This is a genomic window from Marinactinospora thermotolerans DSM 45154, assembly GCF_900167435.1.
GTDB classification, from domain to species: Bacteria; Actinomycetota; Actinomycetes; order Streptosporangiales; family Streptosporangiaceae; genus Marinactinospora; species Marinactinospora thermotolerans.
The window spans coordinates 288,715-314,680 of sequence record NZ_FUWS01000001.1 but is presented as its reverse complement, the minus strand read 5'-3'; the positions used below and the strand labels follow the sequence as shown (position 1 = coordinate 314,680).

At 71.4% G+C, this 25,966-nt stretch carries 23 protein-coding genes and 1 riboswitch; of the genes, 16 read left to right on the top strand and 7 right to left on the bottom strand.

Translation table 11 applies throughout. The features are described 5' to 3' along the window. Nucleotides 1-12 precede the first annotated feature (12 nt). From B5D66_RS01420 to thyX, 3 genes are all read left to right on the top strand, one after another. On the top strand, nucleotides 13-816 hold the full coding sequence (locus B5D66_RS01420; RefSeq protein ID WP_078759718.1) for an NAD-dependent epimerase/dehydratase family protein: 804 nt from the start codon (nucleotides 13-15) through the stop codon (nucleotides 814-816). A 196-nt stretch (nucleotides 817-1,012) separates the two neighbouring features. Beyond that, the gene (locus B5D66_RS25615) at nucleotides 1,013-1,156 is read left to right on the top strand and encodes a GPGG-motif small membrane protein (RefSeq protein WP_200813472.1); all 144 of its coding nucleotides are present in this window, start codon (nucleotides 1,013-1,015) and stop codon (nucleotides 1,154-1,156) included. A gap of 182 nt (nucleotides 1,157-1,338) precedes the next feature. Continuing rightward, complete coding sequence (gene thyX / locus B5D66_RS01415; protein WP_078759717.1) at nucleotides 1,339-2,136, top strand: FAD-dependent thymidylate synthase; 798 nt, start codon at nucleotides 1,339-1,341, stop codon at nucleotides 2,134-2,136. Nucleotides 2,137-2,262: 126 nt separating this feature from the next. On the opposite strand, the gene B5D66_RS01410 is transcribed toward thyX, so the two are convergent. From B5D66_RS01410 to B5D66_RS01400, 3 genes are all read right to left on the bottom strand, one after another. Continuing rightward, nucleotides 2,263-2,652 (bottom strand): DUF2267 domain-containing protein, encoded by a 390-nt coding sequence (locus tag B5D66_RS01410; protein WP_078759716.1) that lies wholly within the window; start codon nucleotides 2,650-2,652, stop codon nucleotides 2,263-2,265. A 153-nt stretch (nucleotides 2,653-2,805) separates the two neighbouring features. Then, a complete protein-coding gene (locus tag B5D66_RS01405) occupies nucleotides 2,806-3,051 on the bottom strand; it encodes a YbdD/YjiX family protein (RefSeq protein WP_078759715.1) in 246 nt (81 codons plus the stop codon). Between the two features lie 2 nt (nucleotides 3,052-3,053). Beyond that, nucleotides 3,054-5,264, bottom strand: a complete 2,211-nt coding sequence (locus tag B5D66_RS01400; protein ID WP_235000625.1) for a carbon starvation CstA family protein — start codon at nucleotides 5,262-5,264, stop codon at nucleotides 3,054-3,056. A gap of 1,711 nt (nucleotides 5,265-6,975) precedes the next feature. Here B5D66_RS01400 and B5D66_RS01395 point away from each other — a divergent pair. The 9 genes from B5D66_RS01395 (at nucleotide 6,976) to B5D66_RS01355 (ending at nucleotide 19,223) form a co-directional block, all read left to right on the top strand. Beyond that, nucleotides 6,976-7,680 carry a gamma-glutamyl-gamma-aminobutyrate hydrolase family protein gene (locus B5D66_RS01395; RefSeq protein ID WP_078759714.1) on the top strand — a complete coding sequence of 235 codons (705 nt, stop codon included), beginning with the start codon at nucleotides 6,976-6,978 and terminating at the stop codon, nucleotides 7,678-7,680. A gap of 344 nt (nucleotides 7,681-8,024) precedes the next feature. After that, nucleotides 8,025-8,726 carry a cardiolipin synthase ClsA gene (locus B5D66_RS01390; RefSeq protein ID WP_078760017.1) on the top strand — a complete coding sequence of 234 codons (702 nt, stop codon included), beginning with the start codon at nucleotides 8,025-8,027 and terminating at the stop codon, nucleotides 8,724-8,726. A 55-nt stretch (nucleotides 8,727-8,781) separates the two neighbouring features. Continuing rightward, nucleotides 8,782-11,280: a mannose-1-phosphate guanyltransferase gene (locus B5D66_RS01385; protein ID WP_078759713.1), complete on the top strand. Its 2,499-nt coding sequence runs from the start codon at nucleotides 8,782-8,784 to the stop codon at nucleotides 11,278-11,280. Between the two features lie 440 nt (nucleotides 11,281-11,720). Beyond that, nucleotides 11,721-12,266 carry an FHA domain-containing protein gene (locus B5D66_RS01380; protein ID WP_078759712.1) on the top strand — a complete coding sequence of 182 codons (546 nt, stop codon included), beginning with the start codon at nucleotides 11,721-11,723 and terminating at the stop codon, nucleotides 12,264-12,266. A 272-nt stretch (nucleotides 12,267-12,538) separates the two neighbouring features. Next, nucleotides 12,539-13,009 carry a bifunctional nuclease family protein gene (locus B5D66_RS01375; protein WP_078759711.1) on the top strand — a complete coding sequence of 157 codons (471 nt, stop codon included), beginning with the start codon at nucleotides 12,539-12,541 and terminating at the stop codon, nucleotides 13,007-13,009. Between the two features lie 194 nt (nucleotides 13,010-13,203). Beyond that, entirely contained in the window at nucleotides 13,204-13,803 is a 600-nt protein-coding gene (locus B5D66_RS01370) for a MerR family transcriptional regulator (RefSeq protein WP_078759710.1), read from the top strand. Between the two features lie 249 nt (nucleotides 13,804-14,052). Continuing rightward, nucleotides 14,053-14,141, top strand: a riboswitch (glycine riboswitch). Between the two features lie 107 nt (nucleotides 14,142-14,248). Further along, nucleotides 14,249-17,155, top strand: a complete 2,907-nt coding sequence (gene gcvP / locus B5D66_RS01365; RefSeq protein WP_078759709.1) for an aminomethyl-transferring glycine dehydrogenase — start codon at nucleotides 14,249-14,251, stop codon at nucleotides 17,153-17,155. A 248-nt stretch (nucleotides 17,156-17,403) separates the two neighbouring features. Continuing rightward, nucleotides 17,404-18,576, top strand: coding sequence for a tetratricopeptide repeat protein (locus B5D66_RS01360; protein WP_078759708.1), 1,173 nt, complete (start codon nucleotides 17,404-17,406; stop codon nucleotides 18,574-18,576). 44 nt (nucleotides 18,577-18,620) lie between these two features. Further along, a complete protein-coding gene (locus B5D66_RS01355) occupies nucleotides 18,621-19,223 on the top strand; it encodes an alpha/beta hydrolase family protein (protein WP_078759707.1) in 603 nt (200 codons plus the stop codon). A gap of 43 nt (nucleotides 19,224-19,266) precedes the next feature. Here B5D66_RS01355 and B5D66_RS01350 read toward each other — a convergent pair whose 3' ends face one another. Both B5D66_RS01350 and B5D66_RS01345 read right to left on the bottom strand, forming a co-directional pair. After that, on the bottom strand, nucleotides 19,267-19,464 hold the full coding sequence (locus tag B5D66_RS01350) for a DUF5999 family protein (protein ID WP_078759706.1): 198 nt from the start codon (nucleotides 19,462-19,464) through the stop codon (nucleotides 19,267-19,269). A 220-nt stretch (nucleotides 19,465-19,684) separates the two neighbouring features. Beyond that, nucleotides 19,685-20,392 (bottom strand): endonuclease V, encoded by a 708-nt coding sequence (locus B5D66_RS01345; RefSeq protein ID WP_078759705.1) that lies wholly within the window; start codon nucleotides 20,390-20,392, stop codon nucleotides 19,685-19,687. 177 nt (nucleotides 20,393-20,569) lie between these two features. On the opposite strand from B5D66_RS01345, the gene B5D66_RS01340 reads away from it, so the two are divergent. The 3 genes from B5D66_RS01340 to B5D66_RS01330 are packed head-to-tail and all read left to right on the top strand — an operon-like array spanning nucleotide 20,570 to nucleotide 23,468. Further along, nucleotides 20,570-21,304: a (Fe-S)-binding protein gene (locus B5D66_RS01340; RefSeq protein WP_078759704.1), complete on the top strand. Its 735-nt coding sequence runs from the start codon at nucleotides 20,570-20,572 to the stop codon at nucleotides 21,302-21,304. Between the two features lie 3 nt (nucleotides 21,305-21,307). Next, on the top strand, nucleotides 21,308-22,807 hold the full coding sequence (locus B5D66_RS01335; RefSeq protein WP_078759703.1) for an LUD domain-containing protein: 1,500 nt from the start codon (nucleotides 21,308-21,310) through the stop codon (nucleotides 22,805-22,807). 4 nt (nucleotides 22,808-22,811) lie between these two features. Further along, on the top strand, nucleotides 22,812-23,468 hold the full coding sequence (locus B5D66_RS01330) for a LutC/YkgG family protein (protein WP_078759702.1): 657 nt from the start codon (nucleotides 22,812-22,814) through the stop codon (nucleotides 23,466-23,468). 17 nt (nucleotides 23,469-23,485) lie between these two features. Here B5D66_RS01330 and B5D66_RS01325 read toward each other — a convergent pair whose 3' ends face one another. Next, nucleotides 23,486-24,106, bottom strand: coding sequence for a hypothetical protein (locus B5D66_RS01325; RefSeq protein ID WP_235000624.1), 621 nt, complete (start codon nucleotides 24,104-24,106; stop codon nucleotides 23,486-23,488). 89 nt (nucleotides 24,107-24,195) lie between these two features. Here B5D66_RS01325 and B5D66_RS01320 point away from each other — a divergent pair, with 89 nt between their 5' ends. Further along, a complete protein-coding gene (locus B5D66_RS01320) occupies nucleotides 24,196-25,461 on the top strand; it encodes a sensor histidine kinase (RefSeq protein WP_078759701.1) in 1,266 nt (421 codons plus the stop codon). Nucleotides 25,462-25,624: 163 nt separating this feature from the next. Here B5D66_RS01320 and B5D66_RS01315 read toward each other — a convergent pair whose 3' ends face one another. Next, nucleotides 25,625-25,921 (bottom strand): hypothetical protein, encoded by a 297-nt coding sequence (locus tag B5D66_RS01315; RefSeq protein ID WP_078759700.1) that lies wholly within the window; start codon nucleotides 25,919-25,921, stop codon nucleotides 25,625-25,627. Nucleotides 25,922-25,966: the final 45 nt, after the last annotated feature.

Genomic DNA, 25,966 nt, shown 5'->3' with positions numbered 1-25,966 from the left:
TAGGCTCCGGGCATGGACGCGAATCTAGGCAGAGTCGTCATCACCGGAGTGGCCGGCAGGGTGGGCCCCACCGTCCGGGAGGGACTGCGTGGCGAGGTCGGTGATCTGGTGCTGGTGGACCGCCGCCGGCTGACCGCGGGCGAGGGCGAGACCGTCATCGAGGGGGACGTCACCGATCCCGACGTGGCGCGGAAGGCCTTCGAAGGGGCTGACGCGGTGGTCCACCTGGCGGGCTGCTCCGACGAGGCCCCCTTCCGGGAACTGGTCGACGCCAACATCACCGGTACCTTCACCGTCTTGGAGGCGGCGCGCCGCAGCGGGGTGCGCCGGGTCGTCCTGGCCGGCAGCAACCGGGTGACCGGCGCCTACCCCATCCACCACCACGTCTTCCCCGACGAGCCGCTCCGGCCCGACGGCCTCTACGCCGTCAGCAAGGCGGCCGTCGAGGCGCTGGGGCAGATGTATGCGGACAAGTTCGGCCTGGAGGTCGTGGTTTTGCGGCTCGGCTCGTTCGAGGCCGAGCCGACCGAGACACGTCACCTGGCGACGTGGCTGAGCCCGCGTGATTGCGTCGGGTTCGTCCGCGCCGCGCTCACGGCCTCGGGTGTCGGTTACAGCGCGGTCTACGCGGTCTCGGCCAACGCGCGCAGGTTCTGGGATCTCACGGCGGGGGAGAGGGAGCTGGGCTACCGGCCGGTCGACGACGCGGCCCGCTTCGCCTCACGCTTCCCTGACGACGATCCGTTCTGGCAGGGGGGACCCCAGAGCGGCGAGGCGGCCACGGCGGAGTTCACGCTGCCCTACCTGGCGGAGTGAGGACCACGGCCGGCGTCCATGTGGGTGAGACGTGGAGGAGCGGGTAGGAGGGCAGGTCTGTACAGGGAATACGGCTTTCCGGGAACGGGGTCGCATCCTCATTCGTTGGATTTTTTTCTCCCGTTTTGACCTGCATTGTTGTTGCTCATGGCGCACCGCAGCGTTTTCCCCCGACCTCCGGGGGCAGGCGAAGGTCATGAGTATTCTGCTGCTGATCCTGGGAATCATCCTCATCATCGCCGGCGTCTTCGCCCTGTTGCGCCGCCAGATCCTGTGGGGCGTCGTCTTGATCGTCATCGGCCTCATCGTCAGCCCCAGTGGTACGTTCCTCGGCTTGTAGCCCGAGTGCGTCCACCCTCAGCCGCCAGCCCACTGCGATCTCCCTCACGTTCCGGGCGATGCTAGGTTCGAACGCGGCGGAGGGCCCGTTCCTCGTCGAGGACGCGCCCACCAGCCGCGATGACGGACCGATGAGCCCTCGGCGCCCGGCCGGGCCCGGGGCGTGGGGGAGAAGAACACACGGTGAAGAGCGTCGAGCCCGAGGTACATCTGATCGCGCGCCCGCAGCTGGACTACGGCGAGGTCGCCCGCTACCTCGCCGACGTCGGCGGGCAGAGCTGGCTGGAGCGGTTGGACAGGGGAGAGCTCGACAACGAGCTCAATGATCCCCAGAACCTCGCCGAGTTCGCCGGCCGGCTGTGCTACCGCTCCTGGGAGCCGGGGCTCAACCCCAACGTGACCCGGGTGCGCACCGACCAGGACGCCTACCTCACCAATATCCTGTCCAGCCTGCACGGTTCCGTCCTGGAGCACGTCAGCTTCAGCTTCGTCCTGCACAACGTCAGCCGGGTGCTCACCCACGAGCTCATCCGGCACCGTCCCGGCGTCGCCGTCTCCCAGGAGTCGCTGCGCTTCGTCCGCCTCACCGATCTGCCCTTCTGGTTCCCCGAGTGGGCCCAGGAGGATCCCGAGCTGATGAAGCGGGCCACCGAGATGCTGGAGAAGATGGAGGAGTTCCAGCTGTGGATGGCCGACCACTTCGGGCTGGACGAGGAGGGCGTCCCCTTCGCGGTGAAGAAGCACCGCACCTCCTTCATGCGCCGCTTCGCCCCGGAGGGGGTGGCCACCGGCCTGGTCTGGACGGCCAACGTCCGGACCCTGCGTCACACGCTGGAGGCCCGCACCGCTCCCGGCGCCGAGGAGGAGATCCGGCTGCTGTTCGGCAAGATCGGCGAGGTGCTGAAGAAGGAGGCCCCCGCGCTGTTCGGAGACTACGAGGTCACCGACGGCGCCTGGATCCCCAAGTGGCGCAAGGTCTGATTCGCCAGCGGCGCCCGGCCCGTGCCGGGTCCGCGAAGTCTTGAACAGCCGTTTCCGCTATGGGAAACGGGGCGTCCATGGGAGCCCGTCACCGCGCTCCCATGGACGCCGGATGGGGCGCGCCCCTCAGTCGGCGAGTTCGGGTTTGCCGAACAACGGCGCGTACCCCGACGGCAGCTGACTGAGGATCTGGTTGAGCTGGCCGCCGGTGACGGCCTCGGCGAGCGTGGTCAGCACGGCGCTGGCGTCCCATTCGGCGGTACGGGGCCGGGCCCCGGTCGCCTGGGCGACCCGGTGGCAGAACTCCTCCACGCCGAAGGACTCACCCCGCCCGTCGGCCTCCCGTAGCGCCTCGTCCAGGGTCTCGGGCACCTGCGCGGCCACGTCCTCGACCTCGTCGGGACGCAGCCGGGTCGCCAGCACGCCCAGCACCGCCCTGGTGACCCGTTCGGCCTCCCCGGCGTCGGAGTACTCCCCCAGCTCGCGTACCCGGGCCAGGAACTCGTGCTGCTGCATCACCGGCCTCCTTAACAGATCGGGATCTGTGCCGAAGACGACACACTGCCCCGGAGAGGCCCGGTCCAATCCCGGAGAGCCGTGAAAACGTGTCCTGCCCGTCGCGGCGTCCCCGCCCCGGGAGGCGTGCCGGGCGGCCGCTTGGGGCCGGGGTCAACAGCAGCGTGTCCCCGGGTCGGTGTCGCCTTTGTCGATGTGACGGCGCCAGAACTCGCGTTCGCCCATGGGAGGGACGCCCGGATGGACGCGCCGGTGGTGCTCCAGGTAGATCTCGTAGGCCCGCTCCCCGGCGATCCCCCGGGCGATCTGCCAGGCTTCACGCAGGCCCCGCAGCACTGCCGCGCGCAGGCGGGCCGGGCCGCTCCCCTCGGGAACGGCCCGGCCGGAACCGGTGGGCACGCCTAGTCCTTCCCGACGGTTCCGGATCCGTCGGCGCCCACGCCCGTGGCCTGGAGCTGCCGGGCGTGCTCGCGCTCCTCCTTGGTCGGGATGAGGCCCGAGGGCGCCCACAACCGGGAGCGGACGTAGGGTTCCTCGGTGGTGGGCAGCTGCCCGTTGGCCCGCAGCGCCTTGACCCACACTCGGCAGGCGTCCACCAGGATCACCACCACCAGCAGCGCGAACAGCGCGGCCAGCACACCGTCGACGGTGGTGTTGGTGATGACCTGGCGCATCTCCTCCACGCTTCCGGCCGCTCCCAGGCTCGTCTGGCCGTCCTCCAGCGCGGCGACGTACTGGGCGCGTTGGGCGAAGAAGCCGATCGCGGGATCGTCGGAGAAGACCTTCTGCCAGCTCGCGGTCAGGGTGACGGCCACGTCCCAGGCCAGCGGGATCAGGGTGATCCAGACGTATTTGGTCCGTCCCGACTTGATCAACAGGGTCGTGCAGACCGCGAGCGCGACCGCCCCCAACAGCTGGTTGGCGATGCCGAAGAGCGGGAACAACTGGTTGATGCCGCCCAGGGGGTCGTTGACACCGGCCCACAGGAAGTATCCCCAGCCGCCCACGATCAGCGCGCTGGTCAGCCACAGTCCCGGCTTCCAGCTCACGTCACGCATCGGCTTGTAGACGTTGCCGATGGTGTCTTGGAGCATGAAGCGCCCCACGCGGGTACCGGCGTCGACGGTGGTGAGGATGAACAGGGCTTCGAACATGACGGCGAAGTGGTACCAGAAGGCCATCATCGCCTGGCCGCCGAACACGGTGGAGAAGATCTGCGCGGCGCCCAGGGCGAAGGTGGGCGCGCCGCCGGTGCGGGCGATCACGCTCTCCTCCTCGATCTGCTGGGCGACCGTCTGAAGGGTCTCGGGGGTCACCGTGAACCCCAGTTGGGTGACCGCGGCCGAGGCGCTCTGCACGGTGTCACCGAGCGCGCCGGCCGGCATGTTCATGGCGAAGTAGACGCCGGGGTCGATGATGCACGCCGCGATGAGCGCCATGATCGCGACGAACGACTCGGTCAGCATGCTGCCGTAGCCGACCATCCGGACCTGGGACTCCTTCTCGATGAGCTTGGGAGTGGTTCCGGAGGCGACCAGGGCGTGGAAGCCCGAGAGCGCGCCACAGGCGATCGTGATGAACACGAACGGGAACAGCGAACCGGAGAAGACGGGCCCCTGGCCGTTGAACGCGAAGTCGGTGAACGCCGGCAGGCGCAGGGACGGCATCGCGACGAGGATGGAGACGGCGAGGAGGACGACGACGCCGACCTTCATGAACGTCGACAGGTAGTCACGCGGGGCGAGCAGCATCCAGACGGGCAGTACCGAGGCCACGAAGCCGTAGATGATCAGCCCGAAGGTCAGCTCGTTTTGGGTGAAGTGGAAGACCTCGGACAGCACGGCGTGCTCGGCGACCCAGCCGCCGCCGGCGATCGCCGCGAGCAGCAGGACGACGCCGATCGCGGAGGTCTCCATGACCCGTCCTGGGCGTAGATAGCGCAGGTAGAAACCCATGAACAGCGCGATGGGGATCGTCATGATCAGGGAGAACGCGCCCCACGGCGAGTCGGCGAGCGCGTTGACCACGACCATCGCCAGCACCGCCAGCAAGATGACCATGATCGCGAGCACGGCGATGAGCGCCGCGACGCCGCCCACCGGACCGATCTCCTCGCGGGCCATCTGTCCCAGGCTCTTGCCGTTGCGGCGCATGGAGAAGAACAGCACGACCATGTCCTGGACGGCCCCGGCGAAGATGGCGCCGATGATGATCCAGATCGTGCCCGGCAGGTATCCCATCTGCGCGGCGAGCACCGGGCCGACGAGGGGACCGGCGCCGGCGATGGCCGCGAAGTGGTGACCGTAGAGCACCCGGCGGTCGGTGGGGTGGAAGTCGGCGCCGTTGTTGATCCGCTCCGCGGGGGTGGCCCGGGTGTCGTCCACCCGCAGCACCTTGTAGGAGACGAAGCGGGAGTAGAAGCGGTAGCCGATGGCGTAGGAGGCCAGGGCGGCGAAGATGAGCCAGGCCGCGGAGATCTCCTCGCCACGCGCCAGCGCGATGACGCTCCACGCGCCTGCCCCCACGACCGCCACCGCGACCCACACGAGGATGCGGAGCGGCGTCCATTTGGGGGTGGTGGGTGGTCTGATGCCGACCGTGCTCTCGGACACGGGCGCTCCCTTCCGTCCTGGCGTCCGCGGGCATGCTGCGCCGCAGCCGCTTCTTGCCGATTGTGGCCGTCCGGTATCCGTTGAGGTGGCGGCCGTCAAGCGGCTGATTTAATCACGGCTCACCATCAGAAACAGAGACCACTTACATACCGATTTGATGATCGATCAGTTTGAAAGTGGCAGAAGTGGTTTTTTCCCTTATTGTTCCTTTTAGGGGTATTAGCGAATAGGGGTGGCCGGATGGCGTCACCTCGGCCGCCCACCGGACGGCCTCCAGGAGACGCCCGACGTGGCGTTACCGCCTGAGATCTCCCCTCAGGACTTCTGTGGACCACGGGAACCTCGTCGACGCCCTGGCCGCCCGATCACCCGCGGCGGCAAGCCGTATGGCCTCCGGTCGTCCCCACCGCGGCGGGTCGGGACCGCGTCGGCTCGACCGGCATGAGTCGTGTCTTTTCTTTCAGGGTGGCCGAAACGGCCGATGACGTCGGGCAGAGGGCCGTGCAGGGCCCCGCCGGTGGGGACCTGCTCGGACGCCGACGGGTTTGACGAGGCGGCGGAGTCTCATCCCTCTCCGCGACCGCCACGACGCGCACGGGTGTGCCACGGTCATCGCGGACAGGCCGGCGGGCTGGCTCGGTTCGGTGCGCTCTTCGGCCCCGTGCAGGGGACGGGGCCGGTCCCGAGAACCTCGCCATCGGTCACAGCCGCCCCGATCGGGGCCGGGACTGCGCCGTCGGGGACACGGATCAGGGCGTGGCCCGACTCGGCGTCCAGCGTCATCGAGCCCGTGGGCGGGCCGAGGGAGCCGATCCCCCGGACGGGTGGGGGAGGCCGGGGCGCCGCTCATTCGGCCTCCGGGGCCGTGCGCGCCAGCGGCCGTGGCAGGTCGCCGCTGCGCGGAGCGCCGGCGATCGGATAGGGGCATCGGTCCCGGGGCCGGCGTGTCACCTGGAGGGCAGGCGGTGGCCCGGCGGATACGGGTGCGGGCGATCCGGGCGGGCCCCTGGCGGGGACGCTCCAGGACGACCACCTCGGTGCGCCACCAGGTGATGCCCAGACCTGTCGCGACTCGGTGCCCCGGGCAGGGGCGGCGAAACGGCCCGGCGTCGCGATCAGCGCGTCTGTGCCCGCGAACCGGCGGTGGCCGTGGCCGAGCCGGCAGAGGGAGCGCTGAGCGCACGCGGGTCCTCAAGGTCGCGCACGATCCGGATCGGCGCGACGAACAGTCGCTCGCGCTGGAGATCCGTCGCGGGCGGCGACATCGCTCCTTCGTGAGGAGTTCGAACGTCTCCGCCGCCAGGCGCGGGCTCGTCCGCGTGGAGCCGATGCGTCCCCTCCGGATCGCGCAGGTGGCGCCGGCACCGCGTCCGCGCGGTGGTGGCGGCTCCGATGCGGGTTCGCCACCGGCGCCCGGTCGGGTTGTCCTGGGGCGAACATTCCCTTGTCCCGAGGGACGACAACCGATTCCGAATAATTGCTGCTTCGTTTACCTGAAGGACGGTTGTCGCGGTTGTGGATGTCCGGGGAGAGGGGGCGCGGAGGGCCGTGTGCCCGGAGGCGGGAACGATGGCGGAACGGGTGTTTCGACCTTCCGTTGTTAACGTATTTATCGGTTCAATTACGACAACCCGCTCGTAAGGCTTGGTGCGCCATTATGAGCGCAGCCGACCCCGCGGTGGCCGGCACCGTCTCCTGAGGAGGACGCACCATGCCCCGCCCGCTCATCGGAATCACCAGTCACCTGGAAGCCGCGCGCTGGGGGGACTGGGTCCGTGAGGCAGCGGTCGTCGCCGCCCCCTGGCTGCGGGCGGTGGGCAGGGCGGGAGGGCTGCCGGTGGCGATCCCGCCCACCCCGCCGAGCGGGGTGGGCGACCTGGTGGAGCGATTCGACGGTTTCATTCTCACGGAGGGCGCGCACGTCGATCCGGCCGAGTACGGCGAACCCCCGCACCCCCGCACCCAGGATCCCGACTCCCGGCGGGATCGGTTCGAGCTCGCTTTGGCCCGCGCCCTGATCCGGGCGCGGCGTCCCTTCCTGGCGGTGGCCCGGGGAGCCCAGGTCCTCAATGTGGCCGCGGGGGGAAGCCTGCTGCAGTACCTGCCGGAGACGCTGGGGCACCATGAGCACGCTCCCACGACCGGCCGTCCGGCCTCCACCGACATATCGGTCAGTGTCACCAGCAGACTGGGACGGGTCCTGGGCGATCGCGCGACCGTGCTGGAGTCGCACACCCAGGGTTTCAACCGGATCGCTCCGGGGCTGTCGCCGGTCGCCTGGGCCGCGGATGGCACGGTCGAGGCGGTGGAGGTCGTGGGCCACCCCTTCGGAATCGGCGTGCTGTGGCATCCGCACGAGGGGAAGGACCCTCGTCTCTTCCAGGCGTTGACCGCGGAGGCGGCCGGACCGGCCTGACCCGCTAGGCCCGGATACGGGGCGCGCACGCGGAAACTTCTCCACCGCCGGATCGTTGGATCGGGTGGGTACCCCGATGCGGCCTGGAGTGGCCAGGTGCCTGGGGACGCGGCCGGTGAGAGGTGCATCTCCTGGGATGTTGCGGGCAGGGGGACGGGTGGCTGTTCGCGTATCTTGGGCTTTTGTCTGTTATGTACTGATTTGCCGCTGAGAAGGTGCGCGTCTGCCACGGCGCGCTCTTGGGCTGCAATGGGTAGGCTCGACAACGGGTACAGGGAGGTGGGGTGGCGATCCAAACGAACGCGACGGGCCCCGTGGGAGACCGCGTCTGGACGATCCCGAACTTGCTCAGCATCGTTCGGCTGCTGGGGGTTCCCCTCTTCCTGTGGCTGGTGCTCGTGCCCCAGGCCGACTGGTGGGCGCTCGGTGTGCTCGCGTTCGCGGGGATCTCCGATTGGCTCGACGGGAAGATCGCGCGCGCCTGGAACCAGACCAGCCGTCTCGGCGCGGTCCTGGATCCCATGGCCGACCGTCTCTACATCTTCGCGGCGCTGCTCGGTCTGGTCATGCGCGACATCGTTCCGTGGTGGCTCATGGCGATCCTCGTCGTGCGCGACGTCCTCATCGTGGTCGCGCTTCCCGTCCTGCGCTACTACGGGTACGGAACGCTCCCGGTCAACTTCGCGGGCAAGGCGGCGACCCTGTGCCTGCTGTATTCGTTTCCGTTGCTGTTCGTGGCTGGATATGACGGAATTGTCGGCGAAGTCGCACAAATTGTGGGTTGGGCGTTCGCGATCTGGGGAACGGCTATCTATTGGTGGGCCGGACTGCTCTACGCGGTCCAAGGTCTGCGCCTGATCGGGCAGAGCCGACGGGCCGACCGCGCGGTCCAGGCGGGTGAAGGGCCCGCGACGTGCCAGGCGGCCACACGGCAGGATCCCGATACCACCGAGGACGGCCGTCCCTCAGGACGGCTCTCCCACCGGCGCGCCGGTGAGTCCGGACCACCGTCCAGCGACAGGAAGGGAGCGACGTCCCCACCATGAGAACGCGCCCAAGGGCGTTTCGCCGAAACATGAGCGGGCTTCGGGGGTGGCGGCGATGAAGGCCGTCGTGATGGCCGGGGGCGAGGGCACGCGCCTTCGCCCGATGACCGCCAACCAGCCCAAGCCCCTACTGCCGGTCGTGAACCGGCCGATCATGGAACACGTGCTGCGGCTGCTCAAGCGGCACGGATTCGACGACACGGTCGTGACCGTCCAGTTCCTCGCCACGCTGATCCGCAACTACTTCGGCGACGGCGAAGAACTCGGCATGAACCTCCACTACGTCGCCGAAGAGGTTCCACTCGGTACCGCGGGAAGCGTCAAGAACGCCGAAGAGCACCTGCGCGGAGAGCCGTTCATCGTGATCTCCGGTGACGCGCTCACCGACATCGACCTCAGCGACATGGTCCGCTTCCACCGCGAGAACGGCGCCATGGTGACGATCGGGCTCAAGAGGGTGGCCAACCCGCTGGAGTTCGGCATCATCATCGTCGACGAACAGGGGAGGGTCCAGCGCTTCCTGGAGAAGCCCACGTGGGGGCAGGTGTTCTCCGACACCGTCAACACCGGTATCTACATCATGGAGCCCGAGGTCCTCGACCACGTGGCGGCCGGCGAGGTCGTCGACTGGTCCGGTGACGTCTTCCCCAAGCTCCTCAAGGACGGCGCGCCGCTCTACGGTTACATCGCCGACGGCTACTGGGAGGACGTGGGAACCCACGAGAGCTACGTTCGCGCGCAGGCCGACGTGCTCTCCGGCAAGGTCGACGTCGAGATCGACGGCTTCGAGATGTCCCCGGGGATCTGGGTGGCCGAGGGAGCCGAGGTCGATCCCGACGCGGTCCTGAAGGGGCCGCTCTACATCGGCGACTACGCCAAGGTCGAAGCGGGCGCGGAACTGCGCGAGTTCACCGTCCTCGGCAGTAACGTCGTCGTCCGCTCCGAGGCATTCCTGCACCGGGCGGTCATCCACGACAACGTCTACGTCGGGGCCAGCACCAACCTGCGCGGCTGTGTCATCGGCAAGAACACCGACGTCATGGCCAGTGCCCGGATCGAGGAGGGCACGGTCGTCGGTGAGGAATGCGTCATCGAGTCCGAGGCCTACCTCGCCAACGACATCAAGGTCTACCCGTTCAAGACGATCGAGGCCGGAGCGGTCGTCAACACCAACGTCATCTGGGAGTCGCGCGGCCAGCGGTCGCTGTTCGGTCCCCGGGGCGTGTCCGGTCTGATCAACGTCGAGATCACACCGGAGCTCGCGGTCCGGTTGGCCAGCGCCTATGCCACCACCCTGAAGAAGGGGACGGTGGTCACCACCTCGCGCGACGTCTCCCGCGCGGCGCGTACGCTCAAGCGCGCGGTCATCAGCGCGCTGACCGCGGGCGCCATCAACGTGCAGGACCTGGAGGCGGTACCGCTCCCGGTGGCGCGCTTCCACACCAGTCAGACCGGTCTGGGGGGCGGTATTTCGCTGCGCACCACGCCCGGCGACCCCCAGTCGGTCGACATCATCTTCCTCGATGAACGGGGAGCCGACCTGTCGCCGGCCGCCCAGCGCAAACTGGAGCGGGTGTTCACCCGGCAGGAGTACCGCCGGGCCTTCCCCGGGGAGATCGCCGAGCTGTCCTTCCCGTCGCGCGACATCGAGAACTACGCGCACGAACTGCTGCGTCGCATCGACACCTCCGGTGTCGCCGAGGCGGGGCTGAAGGTCGTCGTCGACTGCGCCGGAGGCACCGGATCGCTCGTCCTGCCCTCGCTGCTGGGCCGGATCGGCGTGGAGGTGCTCACCGTCAACAACCGGCTCGACGAGGCGTCGCCGACCGACACGCTGGCCAAGCAGATGCGCGACCTGCAACGGCTGGGGGAGCTCGTCGGCTCCTCTGGGGCGGATTTCGGGGTGCGCTTCGATCCCGTCGCCGAGCGGCTGTCGATCGTGGACGGCAACGGGGAACTGGTCGACAACGAGCGGGCGCTGCTGGTGGTCTTGGACCTGGTGGCCGCGGAGCGCCGTGGCGGCCGGGTCGCGCTGCCGGTGACCACCACCCGGGTCGCCGAGCAGGTCGCCCGGTTCCATGGTGTCGAGGTCCAGTGGACGCCGACCGCGACCGATGAGCTCACCAAGGCGGCGATGGCCGACGACATCATCTTCGCCGCTGACGGCCGTGGCGGGTTCGTCCTTCCGGAGTTCTCCCGTACCAGCGACGGGATCGCGGCCTTCGTCCGCCTGCTGGGTCTGGTGGCGCGGACCAAGCTGTCCCTCAGCCAGATCGACGAGCGGATTCCGCGGGCCCACCTGATGCGGCGCTCGGTCCCCACCCCGTGGGCGGTCAAGGGCAGCGTCATGCGCGAGGTCGTCGAGGCCGCCGGAGAGCGCGAGATCGACACCACCGACGGCGTCCGGGTGATCGAGGCGGACGGGAGCTGGGCCCTGGTCCTGCCCGACACCGCCGAAGCCGTCACCCACCTGTGGGCCGAGGGGCCCGACAACGACGCCGCCCAGCGGCTGCTGGAGGAGTGGGCGGCCGTGGTCGAGCGGGCCGAAGGCTGAGTCGTCGCCGACGGCACGGGCGTGTGGGGGGCCTTGGCGCCTCCCACACGGCCGGATCGCCGGCCCGTGGGGCTGTGGCCGGGGCACAGAGCGCACGGTGGCACCGCCACGTCCCCGAGGGCTTCAAGGCGCCGCGAGCGCGAGGAGCGCAGAGCGGCTCTGGCCGAGGCGTGGGCGTGACGCAGATATGGTTTAGAGTCGAGTGTTCCCGGCGGAACCGCGCCGCCCGTATCCACCGGGATGTGCGAACGGTCGGGGCGGAGGACGGGAAGCGAGCCGACCATGGGGGAATGAGACCGTAGGAGGAAGCGAGCGGCGGGGCGACGCCGTGCCGTCCCCGCTTCCGGCAGCAGGGCCGGTTCACACCGGGCACCCTGGCAGCAAGAAGATGACCAGCCGAATCAAGCACCGCCCCGTGCGGTAGGAGGCCGAGCCGACCTATGTCGAGCGTTTACTGCACGCAGTGCGGTCACGCCGTTGCGGATGATGCCCGTTTCTGCTCCAACTGTGGTGTCCCCCTCCGCAGGCCAGGACAGGACGCGCCGCAGCCCCGGGAATACCGCGACTCCGTCGGCGAGACCACGTCCACGATCTCGATCTCCAAGATCCAGGCCATGGACGCCGAGGCCGACGCGCGTGACGAGCCCGTCGCCGATTCCGCCGCCGTCGAGGCGTTGCCCCCCGGCACCGCGCTGCTGGTGGTCAAGCGTGGCCCCAACGCCGGCAGCCGCTTCCTGCTGGACAGCGACCTCACCACGGCGGGACGTCACCCCAACAGTGACATCTTCCTGGATGACGTGACCGTCTCGCGTCGCCACGTGGAGTTCTTCCGGCGCGGCTCCTCTTTCGGGGTGCGCGACGTCGGGAGCCTCAACGGTACCTACGTCAACCGTGAACGGATCGACGAGGCCGAGCTCAACGCCGGTGACGAGGTCCAGATCGGGAAGTTCCGCCTGGTTCTGCTGACCGGCCAGCGGCGCGGCTGACCGAGGGCCGGCCGTGGACACGGCCGGCCGTACGGATGTTTGCGCCACCGCCGAGCCGGAGAGCTTTCTAACGAAGACCACCACCGATGGCGCGACGTGGAACATATCCGGAATATCCGGTTTTGAGGTACGGGAGCGATGCGGTTCCCGCAGATCACCGCACGTTTCCCGCCTCGACGCGCTCGGGCCTTGGCGGTGTACCGTGAAAGACGGAGCAGAGCACAGCTTGGCGAGTGCCCCTCCGGCACGACAAGTCGTGGGACGGAGCCGCAGTGAAGCACATGGAGGTTGTCGGCGTCCGGGTCGAGATGCCCTCGAACCAACCGATTGTCCTGCTGAAGGAGTCGGACGGGGAGCGTTACCTCCCCATCTGGATCGGCGCGGTCGAGGCGACCGCGATCGCCTTGGCGCAGCAGGGGGTCATGCCGGCCCGGCCGCTCACGCATGATCTCTTCCGTGACGTACTCGACGCCCTGGACGCCACGCTCACCACGGTGAACATCACCGCGCTGCGCGATGGCATCTTCTACGCCGAGCTGGTGTTCTCCAACGGGGTCGAGGTGAGCGCGCGCCCCTCGGACTCCATCGCGCTGGCTCTGCGCACGGGTGCGCCCATCTACGCGCGAGATGACGTGATCGACGAGGCGGGGGTGCCCATCCCCGACGAACAGGAGGACGAGGTCGAGAAGTTCAGGGAGTTCCTCGACAACATCACACCCGAGGACTTCGGCCGAACGACCTGAGACGGTCCCGGTCCCGCCGTCGACGGCCGCCCTCGGGCCGGGCCGTCGGGTGGAACAAAGGGAGCCGCGACGCGCCGACCGGCTTCGTTGACGCTCTGCATCCCCCCGGCTTACCGTCTTGTCGAAACAACCTGCGGCGTAACCCTTATCTCCCCCTGTCGAACCGCCGCAGGTCGAGGAGCCGGAGGTTCGGCGTGGCGGTTACGAGCGGTAAGCAGCAAGCCTCCGACCACAGGCGATCAGCGTTACGGCGAGCTGGAGAGCAGGGCCTGCTGTGTGAAGAGGACGTGGTGGCGCTGCCGATGGACGTCGGATACCGTGGCCCCGCGGCGTGTACCGCCGCGGGGATCACGTTCCGTCAGCTCGACTACTGGGCGAGGACCCGGCTCGTCGAGCCCAGCATCGAGCCCGCGCCCGGAGCGGGCGGCCAGCGCCTGTACAGTTTCCGCGACGTCTTGATCCTGAAGGTGGTCAAGCGTCTGCTGGACACGGGGATCTCCCTGCAACAGATCCGGACCGCGGTCCATCACCTGCGCCGTCGCCCCACGGCCGATCTCGCTCAGATCACCCTGATGAGCGACGGGGTCAGCGTTTATGAGTGCACCTCGCCCGATGAGGTCGTCGACCTCCTCCAGGGCGGGCAGGGCGTGTTCGGCATCGCGTTGGGGCGTGTCTGGCGCGAGCTGGAGGGGTCGTTGAGCGAGGTGCCGGGCGAGCGGCTCGCCGAACCCCTGCAGGCCGACCCCCATCCCGCCGACGAGCTGGCGCGCCGGAGACGGCGCCGCACCGGTTGAGCCCTCCGGGCGTCGCCCGGTTCGCCGTCTGGCTTCCCGTTCTCCCGATGTCTCTGCTACGGCCGAGGTGGTCCGGATCGGCCACTGGGCGCCCTGCTAGGCTCCCCGGCGCGGGATCCCGCTTAAGGGATCCCGCGCCGTTGTTCGTATCGGGTGGATTTCGCTCCGACAAGGTGGAACAGGGCCGTTTCCAGCCCTGTTTTATGGCGAAGAGCCCGATAAGGGATAATCCGCTTGAACGACCGCCGTTGATACCACACGGGAGAGACCCCTCCACGGGGCGCCGACGGGGCAACACTCCCCAGTAACCTCTCAGGCAAAAGGACCGTGTGGAGAGGCACTCTGGAGCACAGCGGGCGACACAGCCCGCGGCGCGGCCAACGTGGGTGACAGAGGGGGAGACCAGGAGCACGCCGCCCGCCGGCCCAGCGACCAGGAGGTCTCCATGTCCGTCCAGCCCACGCCCGCCCATCTCCCGGCCGGCGAGCCGGCACTGGACTTCGCCGACCGGCACATCGGCCCCGGCCCGTCGGAACGCGACACCATGCTGAAGACCGTGGGGTTCTCCTCCACGGCCGAGCTGATGGCCGCGGCCCTTCCCCAGGACATCCTCAGCGCCCCCGGCCGACCCGCCCCTCTGTCGCTGCCCGAGGCGGCGAGCGAGGGGACCGCGCTCGCCGAACTGCGCGCGCTGGCCCGACGCAACCAGGTGCTCACCTCGATGATCGGCCAGGGGTACTACGACACCGTGACCCCGCCGGTGATCCTGCGCAACATCATGGAGAATCCGGCCTGGTACACCGCCTACACCCCCTACCAGCCGGAGATCTCCCAGGGACGTCTGGAGGCCCTGCTCAACTTCCAGACCATGGTCGCCGACCTGACCGGACTGCCGGTCTCGGGCGCCTCCCTGCTCGACGAGGCCACCGCCGCGGCCGAGGCCATGACCCTGGCCCGCCGGGCCACCAAGGCCAAGAGCTCCACCTTCGTCGTCGACTCCGACATCTTCCCGCAGACCCTCGCCGTGCTGCGCACGCGGGCCGAGCCGCTGGGGATCGACGTCGTCGTGGCCGACCTTGACAAGGGGCTTCCCGCGGGCGACGCCTTCGGCGTGCTCGTGCAGTACCCCGCGGCGAGCGGGGCCGTACGCGATCCGCGCGCCCTCATCGAGGCCGCCCACGAGCGCGGCGCCCTCGCCGTGGTCGCCGCCGACATCCTCGCGCTCACCGTGCTGCGCTCCCCGGGAGAGTTCGGCGCCGACATCGTGGTCGGCTCCACCCAGCGTTTCGGCGTCCCCATGGGCTTCGGCGGGCCGCACGCCGGTTACATGTCGGTGCGGGAGGGCCTCCAGCGCCAGCTTCCCGGACGCCTGGTGGGGGTCTCGGTCGACGCATCGGGCCGGCCCGCCTACCGCCTGGCCCTACAGACCCGCGAACAGCACATCCGCCGGGAGAAGGCGACCAGCAACATCTGCACCGCCCAGGTGCTGCTCGCCGTGATGGCGGGCATGTACGCCGTCCACCACGGCCCCCAGGGACTGCGCGCGATCGCCGAACGGGTGCACGGCCACGCGACCCGGCTCGCCGCTGGGCTGCGCGCGCAGGGCGCCGAGGTGCTTCACGCGGAGTTCTTCGACACGCTGCGGGTCCGGGTCCCCGGTCGGGCCGGGACGGTCGTCGACGCCGCCCGCGAGCGGGGAATCAACCTGCTGCGCGCCGACGACGACACGGTCGGGCTCTCCTGCGACGAGGTGACCACCTCCGAGCACGTCGACCTGGTGCTGGAGGCCTTCGCGAGCACGGCCGCCGAGCCGGTCGCCGAGGTGGCGCAACCCCCGGCCGCCGCGGACGCGCTGCCGGCGGCCCTGCGGCGCGACGTCGACTACCTCACCCACCCCGTGTTCACCACCCACCGCAGCGAGACCTCGCTGCTGCGCTACATGCGCCGTCTCTCCGACAAGGACCTCGCGCTGGACCGCACGATGATCCCGCTGGGCTCGTGCACCATGAAGCTCAACGCGACCGCGGAGATGGAGCCCATCACCTGGCCGGAGTTCGCCGGACTCCACCCGTTCGCGCCGCTGGACCAGGCCGCCGGGACCCTTGAGCTCATCCGCGACCTCGAGAGATGGCTCGCCGAGGTCACCGGCTACGACGCCGTGTCCCTGCAGCCCAACGCGGGCTCCCAAGGAGAGCTCGCCGGATTGCTGGCCATCCGCGCCTACCATCGCGACCGCGGGGAGGAGGGGCGCGACCTGTGCCTCATCCCCGCCTCGGCGCACGGCACCAACGCCGCCAGCGCGGTCATGGCCGGTATGCGGGTACGGGTGGTGGCCTGCGACGAGGACGGCAACGTCGACCTGGAGGACCTGCGGGCCAAGATCGACGCCGACCGCGACCGGCTGGCCGCGATCATGGTGACCTACCCGTCCACCCACGGTGTCTACGAGGACACCATCACCGAGGTCTGCCGCCTGGTGCACGAGGCCGGTGGGCAGGTGTACGTGGACGGGGCCAACTTCAACGCCCTGCTCGGCTGGGCCAAGCCCGGCGAGTTCGGCGCCGACGTCAGCCACCTCAACCTGCACAAGACCTTCTGCATCCCGCACGGGGGCGGCGGCCCCGGGGTCGGCCCGGTCGCCGTACGGGCCCACCTGGCCGCGTTCCTGCCCAACCACCCGGCGCAGCCGGAGGCCGGCCCCTACACGGGGGTCGGCCCGGTCTCGGCCGCGCCGTTCGGTTCGGCGGGGATCCTCCCGATCTCGTGGGCCTACATCCGGATGATGGGGGAGCGGGGCCTGCGCGCGGCCACGGAGGCCGCGGTGCTCGGCGCGAACTACATCGCCAAGCGGTTGGCGGCCCACTACCCGGTGCTCTACACCGGCGCCGGCGGGCTGGTCGCCCACGAGTGCATCATCGACGTGCGGGCCCTGAGCAAGCGGACCGGTATCAGCAACGAGGACATCGCCAAACGGCTCATCGACTACGGGTTCCACGCGCCGACGATGTCCTTCCCGGTGGCCGGGACGCTCATGGTCGAGCCGACCGAGAGCGAGAACCTGGAGGAGCTGGACCGTTTCATCGACGCGATGATCGCCATCCGCGGCGAGATCGAACGGGTCGCCGAGGGCGGCTACGACGCCACCGACAACCCGCTCAAGAACGCGCCGCACACGGCCGAGGCGGTCAGCGCCGACGAGTGGACGCACGCCTACCCGCGTAGCGAGGCCGCCTACCCCGTGCCGGCCCTGCGGCTGAACAAGTACTGGTCCCCGGTCGGCCGCATCGACCAGGCCTACGGCGACCGCAACCTGGTCTGCTCCTGCCCGGCCCCCGAGGCGTTCGAGGACTGATCCGCTCCCCACTCGGCCGCCTTCCGGGCGGATCTCCGGAAGACGGCCGGGTGGGCTCGACGAGGGCGCCGTCCCGGGGCCGAGGCGACGGTGGGCAGGGCGGGAAACGCGGGGGCCGCGCAACGGTCCCCGGGACGCGCCGCCGGTCCCGTCCCGGATCCGGGACGCGCCGCGCTGCCCCAGGGGGACCGGGCCGTGGCACCCGCTAGTCTCCGAGTGCAACCACCCCCGCGTGAAAGTGGCCGCAGATGACCGCGACCCCCGGTGTGCCCGCCTCCAGCGCCATGACCGACGATCACGACCCCGCGCTCCTGTGCGAACAGGCCCGCGACCTCGCCCGCCAGGGACGGCTTTCACCGGCCGCCCGCCTCTACGAACAGGTCGTGGCCCAAGGGGACGGGCCCCACCGCGCGCGGGCCGCGTTCGGCTTGGCCGTGATCCACCGCGACCTGGGCGAGGTGGAACGCGCCCGCGACCTCTGCCGGACCGCCATGGCCACCGGCGATCCCGAGTTCGCCCCGCGGGCCGCCTGCCATCTCGCGCTGTCCTACGAGGAGGAGGGCGCCCACCGGGAGGCGGGCGAGGCGTGGCGGCAGGCGTTGGAGTACGACGCGGGACGCTACGCCCCGGTCGCCCACCACGGGCTGGCCCGGCTGGCCGAGGCGCGCGGTGACGAGGCGACCGCGCGCGAGCACTGGGGGCTCGCCCTGCGCGGCGGCGCGGCCCCGGCGGTGGTCGAGGCGGCCTTGGACTACGCCGGACGGCTGCTGTCCCGCGGCGAGGTCGAACAGGCCGAGCAGGTGGTGCTGCGCGGCCTGGAGGAAGGCGAGCACACCGGTTTGCGCGTCCTGCTCGGCGCGGTGCACGTGGAACGCGCGATCGCCCAGTTCGGCGCGGTCGCCGCGGCGGCCGCCGATGGTTCCGCGGTGACCCCGCGTCCCGATCCGGGAACGGCCGGCGTGGCGTTCGAACTACTGGCCCGCCTGCTCGCGGTGCGCGGAGACACCACCGGCTCCGCCGAGACCTGGGAGCAGGGGTTGGACCACCCCGACCCCGCGGTCGCCCAAGAGGTGCGCGCACGGCTGCGGAGGGGGTTCCTCCACCCCGTCTCCGAGCCGGGGGACGGCTTCACGGCGGAGACGGAAGCGGACCCCGGCGCGCAGGCCGGCGCCTGGTGGGACCCCTACGTCGAGACCGCGGCCGTCCAGAACAGCACCCCGATGCTGACGGGAGAGCTGTTCGTGGCGATCACCCGGATGCGTGACCTGCTCGCCCCGCCGCTCGCCACCGGGGCCGCGCGTCCGGCGGAGCTGCGTCGGGCGATGGAGGAGGCCGTCGCCGTACCCGACGACTACGTGTGGGGTCCGGCGCTCCGCGACGACCTGCGCGAGCGCGCGTCACAAGGGGACCGGACGGGGTGAACGACCCCGGTCCGCGCGAGGCGTCGCGGCACTAGCCTGGCCGTATGCAGATCGACACGCCCCGAGGCCCGGCCCGGGTGGACCTCGACGAGCCCGAGGGCCCGCCCACCCTCCTGTTGGTCATCACCCACGGCGCGGGCGGCGGGGTGGACGCGCCCGACATCCTCGCGGTCCGCGACGCCGTCGTCGCCTCGGGCGGCGCGGTGGCACGGGTCACCCAGCCCTACCGGGTGGCCGGGCGCGCCATGCCGGGGTCGGCCACCCGTCCCCAGGACGAGGCGTGGAGCGCGGTGGTCACCGCGGTGCGCGCCAGGTTCCCCGGCGTCCCGCTGGTGCTCGCGGGACGCAGCAACGGCGCCCGCGTGGCGTGCCGCACCGCGAGGCCGCTGGGGGCCGACGCGGTGGTCGCCCTGGCCTTCCCGCTGCACCCACCGGGCCGCCCCGAGAAGTCCAGGGCGGACGAACTGCGTGCCACCGGGGTGGCGACCCTGGTGGTCAACGGGGACCGTGATCCGTTCGGGGTGCCCGACCCCGCCGACGCGACACGGCTCGTGGTGCGTCCCGGGGAACGCCATGACCTCGCCAAGGACCCGGCCGCGGTCGCCGACGCGGTGGTGGCCTGGCTGACCTCGGCCCTGGGCGGGTGAGACGAGGGGGCGGGTCGGCGCCGCCCCCTCGGGGGCCCTGTTGTTAAGCCGCCGCGCGGACGTCGGTGGGACGGCGCGGGGCGATGACGCGGCCGTCGGGCAGCAGCTCTCCGGTGTCCTCGAAGACGACCACGCCGTTGCACAGCAGACTCCAGCCCTGCTCGGGGTGGCTGGCGATGACGCGCGCGGCCTCGCGGTCACGGTCCTGGGAGGACGGGCATTCGGGGTGATGACGGCACATCGTCGTGCCTCCGGTTCGGTCGTTCGTTGCCACTTCGGCGTGTGACGCCTACGCGAACTCTAGTGGTGGACGTCACATCGCACTGCCCATTCTGAGGGATCGACCGTTCTCGCGGGGACGGCTGGATCGGGCGATTTCGGAACCGGCCGGAACCGGCCCGACCGGGAACCGCCGACCGCGCGACGGCATCGAAGGGCGAAGGCCCGTGCCGGGCCCGCTCTCAGCCCGACGACGCGGTCCGCCCGGCCAGGACGCCACGGGAGAGCTGGTCGGCCCGGCGGATCGGTTCGGGCAGCCGGTAGCGCGGGGTCAGCCGCAGCACCAGGCGGGTCGCGCCCTCCAGGTCCACGCGGTGTCCCACGGAGACGTAGACCGGTTTGACGCCCTCACGGGTGCGCAGGGCGCGACCAAGGACCTCCTCTCCCTCGCGCAGTTCGCTCCACGCCCCCCGCTGTGCCGCCGGGGCCTCGGTCCGACCGACGAACGCCGACTTGGCCACCCCCAGGGCGGGCCGGTCCAGCAGCACCCCCAAGTGGCAGGCCAGACCGAAGCGGCGTGGATGGGCCAGCCCGTACCCGTCGCAGACGTAGACATCGGGCCGCACCCGCAGCCGGTCCACGGCCTCCAACAGGGGCGGGAGCTCCCGGAACGCGAACAGGCCGGGCACGTAGGGAAAGCGCGGCCGGGCGGTGACGACCGAGGTCTCGACCACCTCCAAGGTGTCCGCCGTCATGACCACGGCGGCGGCCACCAGGCGTTCCTCGTCCACCGCGTAGGTCACGTCCAGGCCCGCGACCACCGACACCGCGTCGGCCTCCAGCGCCTCCGGCCGGACCCGCCCGGCCAGACGCTCCTGGACGGCGCGCGCCGCCTCGGGGTCGGCCGGCCAGGGATCCCCGACACCGGGGACGATGAGATCTCCGGACACGCCGCCTGTCCTCCTCGTGGTGACGGCACCACGCCCTCGCCCCGACGGCCGGTTCGAAAGTGCCGGGGAAAGGCTGCGGTGCCGGAAGTGGCATGTCTACTATGGCGCAAGCGGTCTGACCGAGGACCGGGCGGGTCGCGCCGCCGGGGCCCGGCACGAGGAAGGACGGGGAAACCGTTGCGCATCGGGCTGTTCGTCGCCTGCGTCACCGACTCGCTCTTCCCCGCCACCGCGCGCGCCACCCTTCACCTCCTGGAGCGGCTCGGCCACCAGGTGCTCTTCCCGCAGGGACAGACCTGCTGCGGCCAGGTCCACCACACCTCCGGTTACCGTCGTGAGGCCATGACGCTGGCGGCCCGCTTCGCCGACGTCTTCTCCGGGTGCGACCTCGTCGTCACCCCCTCGGCGTCGTGCGCCGCGATGGTCCGGCGCGCCTATCCGCGCTTTGCGACGCGCGATCCGGCCGTGGCGAGGGCCCCGCGGGTGCTGGAGCTCACCGAGTTCCTCGTCGACGTCGCCGACACCGTCGACGTCGGCGCCTACTTCCCCTATCGCGTCACCTACCAGCCCACCTGCCAGGCCCCGCGCTCCCCACGGGGGGACGAGCGTCCCCTGCGCCTGCTGCGCGCGGTGCGCGGCCTCGAACTGGTCGAACTTCCCCGAGCGGGGGAGTGCTGTGGTTTCGGCGGGGCCTTCGCCTGGAAGAACGCCGACACCTCGGTGGCCATCGTCGCCGACCGCCTCCGCGACATCGGCCAGAGCGGGGCCGAGGTCGTGTGCGCCTCCGACGACGCCTGCCTCACCCAGATCAGCGGTGCCCTGTCACGGTTGCGCGGCGCCGTACGGGCCCTGCACATCGCCGAGGTCCTCGCCGCGACCGAGGCGGGGCCCGCGCCGGCGGGTGGGCGCTGAGCGATGCCGCGTCCCACCCATCAGCGCCTGCCCTGGGCCCAATTGCTGCGCCGCGGCGCCGAACGGCGTCCACCGGGCCCGCCCCGTTTCGCCGACGTCGCCCGCGAGACGCTTGAGGACACCCGGTCGCGTCGGTTGCGGGCCGAGGCGGGCGCGCGGCTGCGCGCCCGCAGGGCGCGGGGACGCGCCGAGGAGCCCGCCTGGGAGGCCATGCGGGCCGAGGCGGGCGAAGCCCGCGAACGGGCACTGGCCGACCTCGAACACCACCTCCTGTCCTTCGAGAAGGCGGCCGAGACCCGTGGTACCCGCGTCCACTGGGCACGGGACCCCGCGGAGGTCCGCGGCATCGTCACGGACCTGGTCGTGGGCACCGGAGCCCGCGACGCCGTGCTCACCTCCTCGGCCACCCTGCGCGAGACCGGTGTCGCCCGCGCCCTGGCCGGCGCGGGTGTCAGGCCGCACGAGTCCGCGTTGGCCGACCTGATCGCCGCGCTCGCCGACGACCCGCCCACGGCCGAGTCGCGGGCGTCGGGCCGGCACGACCGCGCCCGTGCCAGGGAGACGTTGCTGCGCCACCTGCCCGGCGCGCCCTCCGACCTCCCCGACGACCCGGTCGTCCTCGTCGAGGCCGCGCGCGACCATCTGCGCGACCGGCTGCTGGAGACCGCGGTCGCGATCACGGGGGCCAACTTCCTGGTCGCCGAGACCGGGAGCGTGGTGCTGATGGAGACCGAGGGCAACGCCCGCATGGCGGCCACGTCGGCGGACACGCTCATCGTGGTCGCCGGCATCGACAAGATCGTCGCCTCCCGCTCCGACCTGGGCGTGCTGCTGCGCACCTGGTCGCGTTCGGCCACCGGCGATCCGCTCGTCCCCGTTGTCACCGAATGGGGCGGGCCGGACCGCGACGGGGACGGACCACGCGACGTGCACGTCGTGCTCGTCGACGCCGGACGTTCGCGCGCCCTGGCCGCTCCCGCCGGACGCGACGCGCTGCGCTGTGTCCACTGCACCGCCTGCCTGGACGTATGCCCGGTGTTCGAGCGCGTCGGCGCGCGCCCCTACGGCTCGGTGCGTCCCGGTCCGATCGGCGCCGCGCTCACGCCCCTCCTGGAGGGGACGGCAACGGCGCGCACCGCGTCGCTGCCCTTCGCCTCCACGCTGTGCGGCGCGTGCGCGGATGTCTGCCCGGTCGGGGTCGACGTTCCCGAGGTGCTGCTGGAGCTGCGGGCACGTGTCGTCGACGAACGGCGGGCCAACCCGGTGCCGACACCCGAGTCGGTGGCGATGCGCAGCGCCGAGTGGGTGCTCGGCGACGAGCGCCGCTACGCCGCGGCCCAGGCGACCGCGATCCGCTGGGCGCGGCTGCTCGCCCGCGCCGGGCGCATCCGCCGGCTACCGGGGCTGCTCGGCCGCTGGACCGAGGCCAGGGACCTGCCGGCGCCGCCCACCGAGCCCTTCCGGGCCTGGTGGCGTAGACGGCGGGCCGCAGACGGGAGGTGAGACGATGGGCGACGGACAGGCACGGGCCGAGATCCTGGCGCGCGTCCGTCAGGCCGGCGTGGTCGCGGGGGCCGGACACGTCGAGACGTTCGGCCGTGAGCGGGCCGCCGGCGGGGGCGGTGCCGGCACCGCGTCCGGTGACGCGGTCGCGGGGTTCATCGAGCGCCTGGCCGCCCGCGGCGTCGGGGTACAGCACGTGGCGGACCCCGACGACCTGCCACGGGTCGTCGCCTCGTCGTTGTGGGCCAACGGCGTCCGGCGCATCGCGGTGCCGCGCGACCTGTCGGCGCTGTGGCTCAGCGAACTCGACGGGGTGTGGATCACCCGGGACGATCCCCCCGGAAGCCTGTCGGTGCGCGCGATCGAGGCCGCGGGGGCGGCGGTGACCGGCTGCGCGGTCGCGGTCGCCGAGACCGGGACCCTGGTGCTGGACGGAGGTCCGCGGCAGGGGCGCAAGGCTCTCGCCCTGCTGCCGGCCCACCACCTGTGCGTGGTGGAGTCCCGCAGGATCGTGCCCACCGTGGCCGAGGCACTGGAGCGGCTCGATCCGCTGCGCTCCACGGTGTGGCTCACCGGGACCACCCGCACCACCGCCATCGACCAGGCCGCGGTCGCGGGGCCGCACGGGCCCGCCCGCATCGACGTCGTCGTGGTGGACTGAGCCGGGGCGCGCTCGCCTCAGGAACGGCCGGCGACGTCGGGGGTCTGCTCCCGGGAGGGTTCGCCGCGGCCGGTACCGGCCTCCAGGCAGCCCCACACCGTCACCACGGTGTTGATCACGGTGAAGACGGCCAGGGGGTGGTAGAAGCGGTTCAGCGCCTCCGTCTGCGCGGGGTCGCCGGCGAAGACCGTCAACCCGTACAGCACGCCGGCGCCGATCGCGCAGGCCAGGATCCCGCGCCACCAGCCGACCAGCTCGTAGCGGATCCGCGCCCACCCGCGCTGCGGCGGCCGGGGCGGGAGCGGGGCGCCGGCGAAGCGGTGGGCGAACCTGGCGTCGGCCCAGCGGACCATCGAGTGTCCGTAGGCCACGGTGAAGCCCAGATAGAGCGCGCCGAGGCCGTGCCCGAACTCGGCCGTACCGCCATGGTGGAGGTGCAACGCGATCGCGGCGAGCAGCACCACGTCCAGCAGGGGCAGGCTCAGCAGCAGCGCCGAACTGAGCCGCCGCGCGCGCAGCAGGTAGCGGGCGGCCAGCCCTCCCAGGAGCAGCACCCAGAAGGCGGCCTCACAGGCCAGGATGAACGCGACGATCATCACGGTTCCCTTGTCCACGTTCGGTGTGTCGGCCTTCAGCATGGCCCGCGGGCCCCTCGTGGAGCATCGCCCGCGCTGAGGAGAGCGGCTACGACCTTCGAAGTAGGCGGGTGCGTCGCCGCCATGCTGAGATGGGAACCGTGTGGCGACTTCCGTGGCGTGAGACCCTGGACCGGCGGATCCTGGGCGGCCGCCTCTACCTTGGCAGTACGTTGTGGGCCGGCGCCCATCTAGGGCTCGGCCTGCTGCTGTGGGGGGTGGGCGCCTACGTCCACCGCGGTGGGGTCGATCCGCGCTGGCTGCTCGTGACGCTGCTCCTCGTCTGCGTCGCGCTGCTGGTACGCCGGGCGGCTCCGGGACGGGGGCTGCTGCTGGGCACGGTCGTCCTGGTGGTCGAGATCGTGTTCCTCGGCCCCTCCTCCTCGACGCCCATCATCTACGGCGACCTGCTCTACGCGGTCGGGGCGTGGGGGCGCCGGCGTCTCGCGCTGGTCGCCTTCGCCATCGTCCTCGTGGGCAACGCCCTGGTGGTCGTGGTGGCCGGGTACCTGCTGCTGCGCGGGTTCCTGGTGGGAGGGCTGCTCACCCTGTTGCAGCTGCTCGGGCTGTACGTCCTCATGTTCACCACCCCCGCCATCAGCGGGCTGAGCATCCGGGAGCACCGGCTGCGCGCCGACCTGGAACGCCAGCGGGCCCGCCAGATCGAGCGCATGGCCGAGCTCGACCGGATCAACGCGATCGCGGAGGAACGCGGGCGCATGGCCAGGGAACTGCACGACGTCATCGCCAACCACCTCAGCGCGGTCGCGGTGCAGTCGACCGCCGCGCTGTCGATGCGCGAGTTCGACCCCGAGGTGGTGCGTCGGGTCCTCGGGGTGGTGCGCGACAGCAGCGTGCAGGGGCTCGCGGAGATGCGCCGGATGATCGGCGTCCTGCGCTCCGACGACAATCCCGACCTGGAGCGGGTCACCCCCCGGCTGGCCGAGGTGGAACGTCTGGTCGACACCGTCCGCCGCGCCGGCCTGGAGGTCACCCTGACCGAGTCCGGCCCGTCCGTCCCGTTGCCGGTCCAGGTGGACGCGGCGGCCTACCGGATCGTGCAGGAGTCGCTGACCAACGCGCTGCGCTACGCCGACCCCAAACAGGTCGAGGTCACGGTGGAGCGGCCGAGCGTGGCGGCGGTGGCGGAAGAAGGGGGCCGGCTCGTGCTCACCGTGGAGAACGGCCTGCCGGCCGAAGGGACGGTCGTCGAACGCGGCGACCTGGGGGCCGGGACCGGCCTGACGGGGATGCGTGAGAGGGCGACCCTGCTCGGCGGGACCTTCAGCGCCGGACCGGTCGACGGGCGGCGTTGGCGGGTGCGCGCGGTCCTGCCGGTGGAGCCGTGGCAGGGCTAGCCCGGCCCGGGCGGCTTGCCGCCCCTCGCCGCCGGGGCCGGACGGGCCGGGGGACGCTGTCGGCGTTTCGCCGGCAGGACCGGCGGGCCGCCCGCCTGCGGCCCGGCCACGTCGTGGACATCAGGACGTTGGGAGGCGGCCAGGACGGCGGCGGAGCGCGGGGTCAGGGGCGTGGGGAGACGCGGCTCCAGCGGCGGCCCGGGCGCCGCCCCCCGGCCGCGGCGCGGCACCTGGGACACACCCGGCGGACCTCGTCGGCGGCCCCGCCCGACTCGGGGAAGACGTCGGGCCAGGGCACGTGGTGGAAACGGCGCAGCCGCGACCTGCTCAGCGCCAGCCCGCACAGTGTCTGGTTGGTACCCGGCCACCAGGCGTGCGCCTCGCCCGCGGGGAGGCGCACCCCCTCCTCGTCCCGCCACTCGCCGGATGCGGCGACCGACGGCTCACCTCGTGTCGGCATCCCCGCTCCCCTCAGGCCGTCGTTCCGCTGCGTCCTATCCCCCTA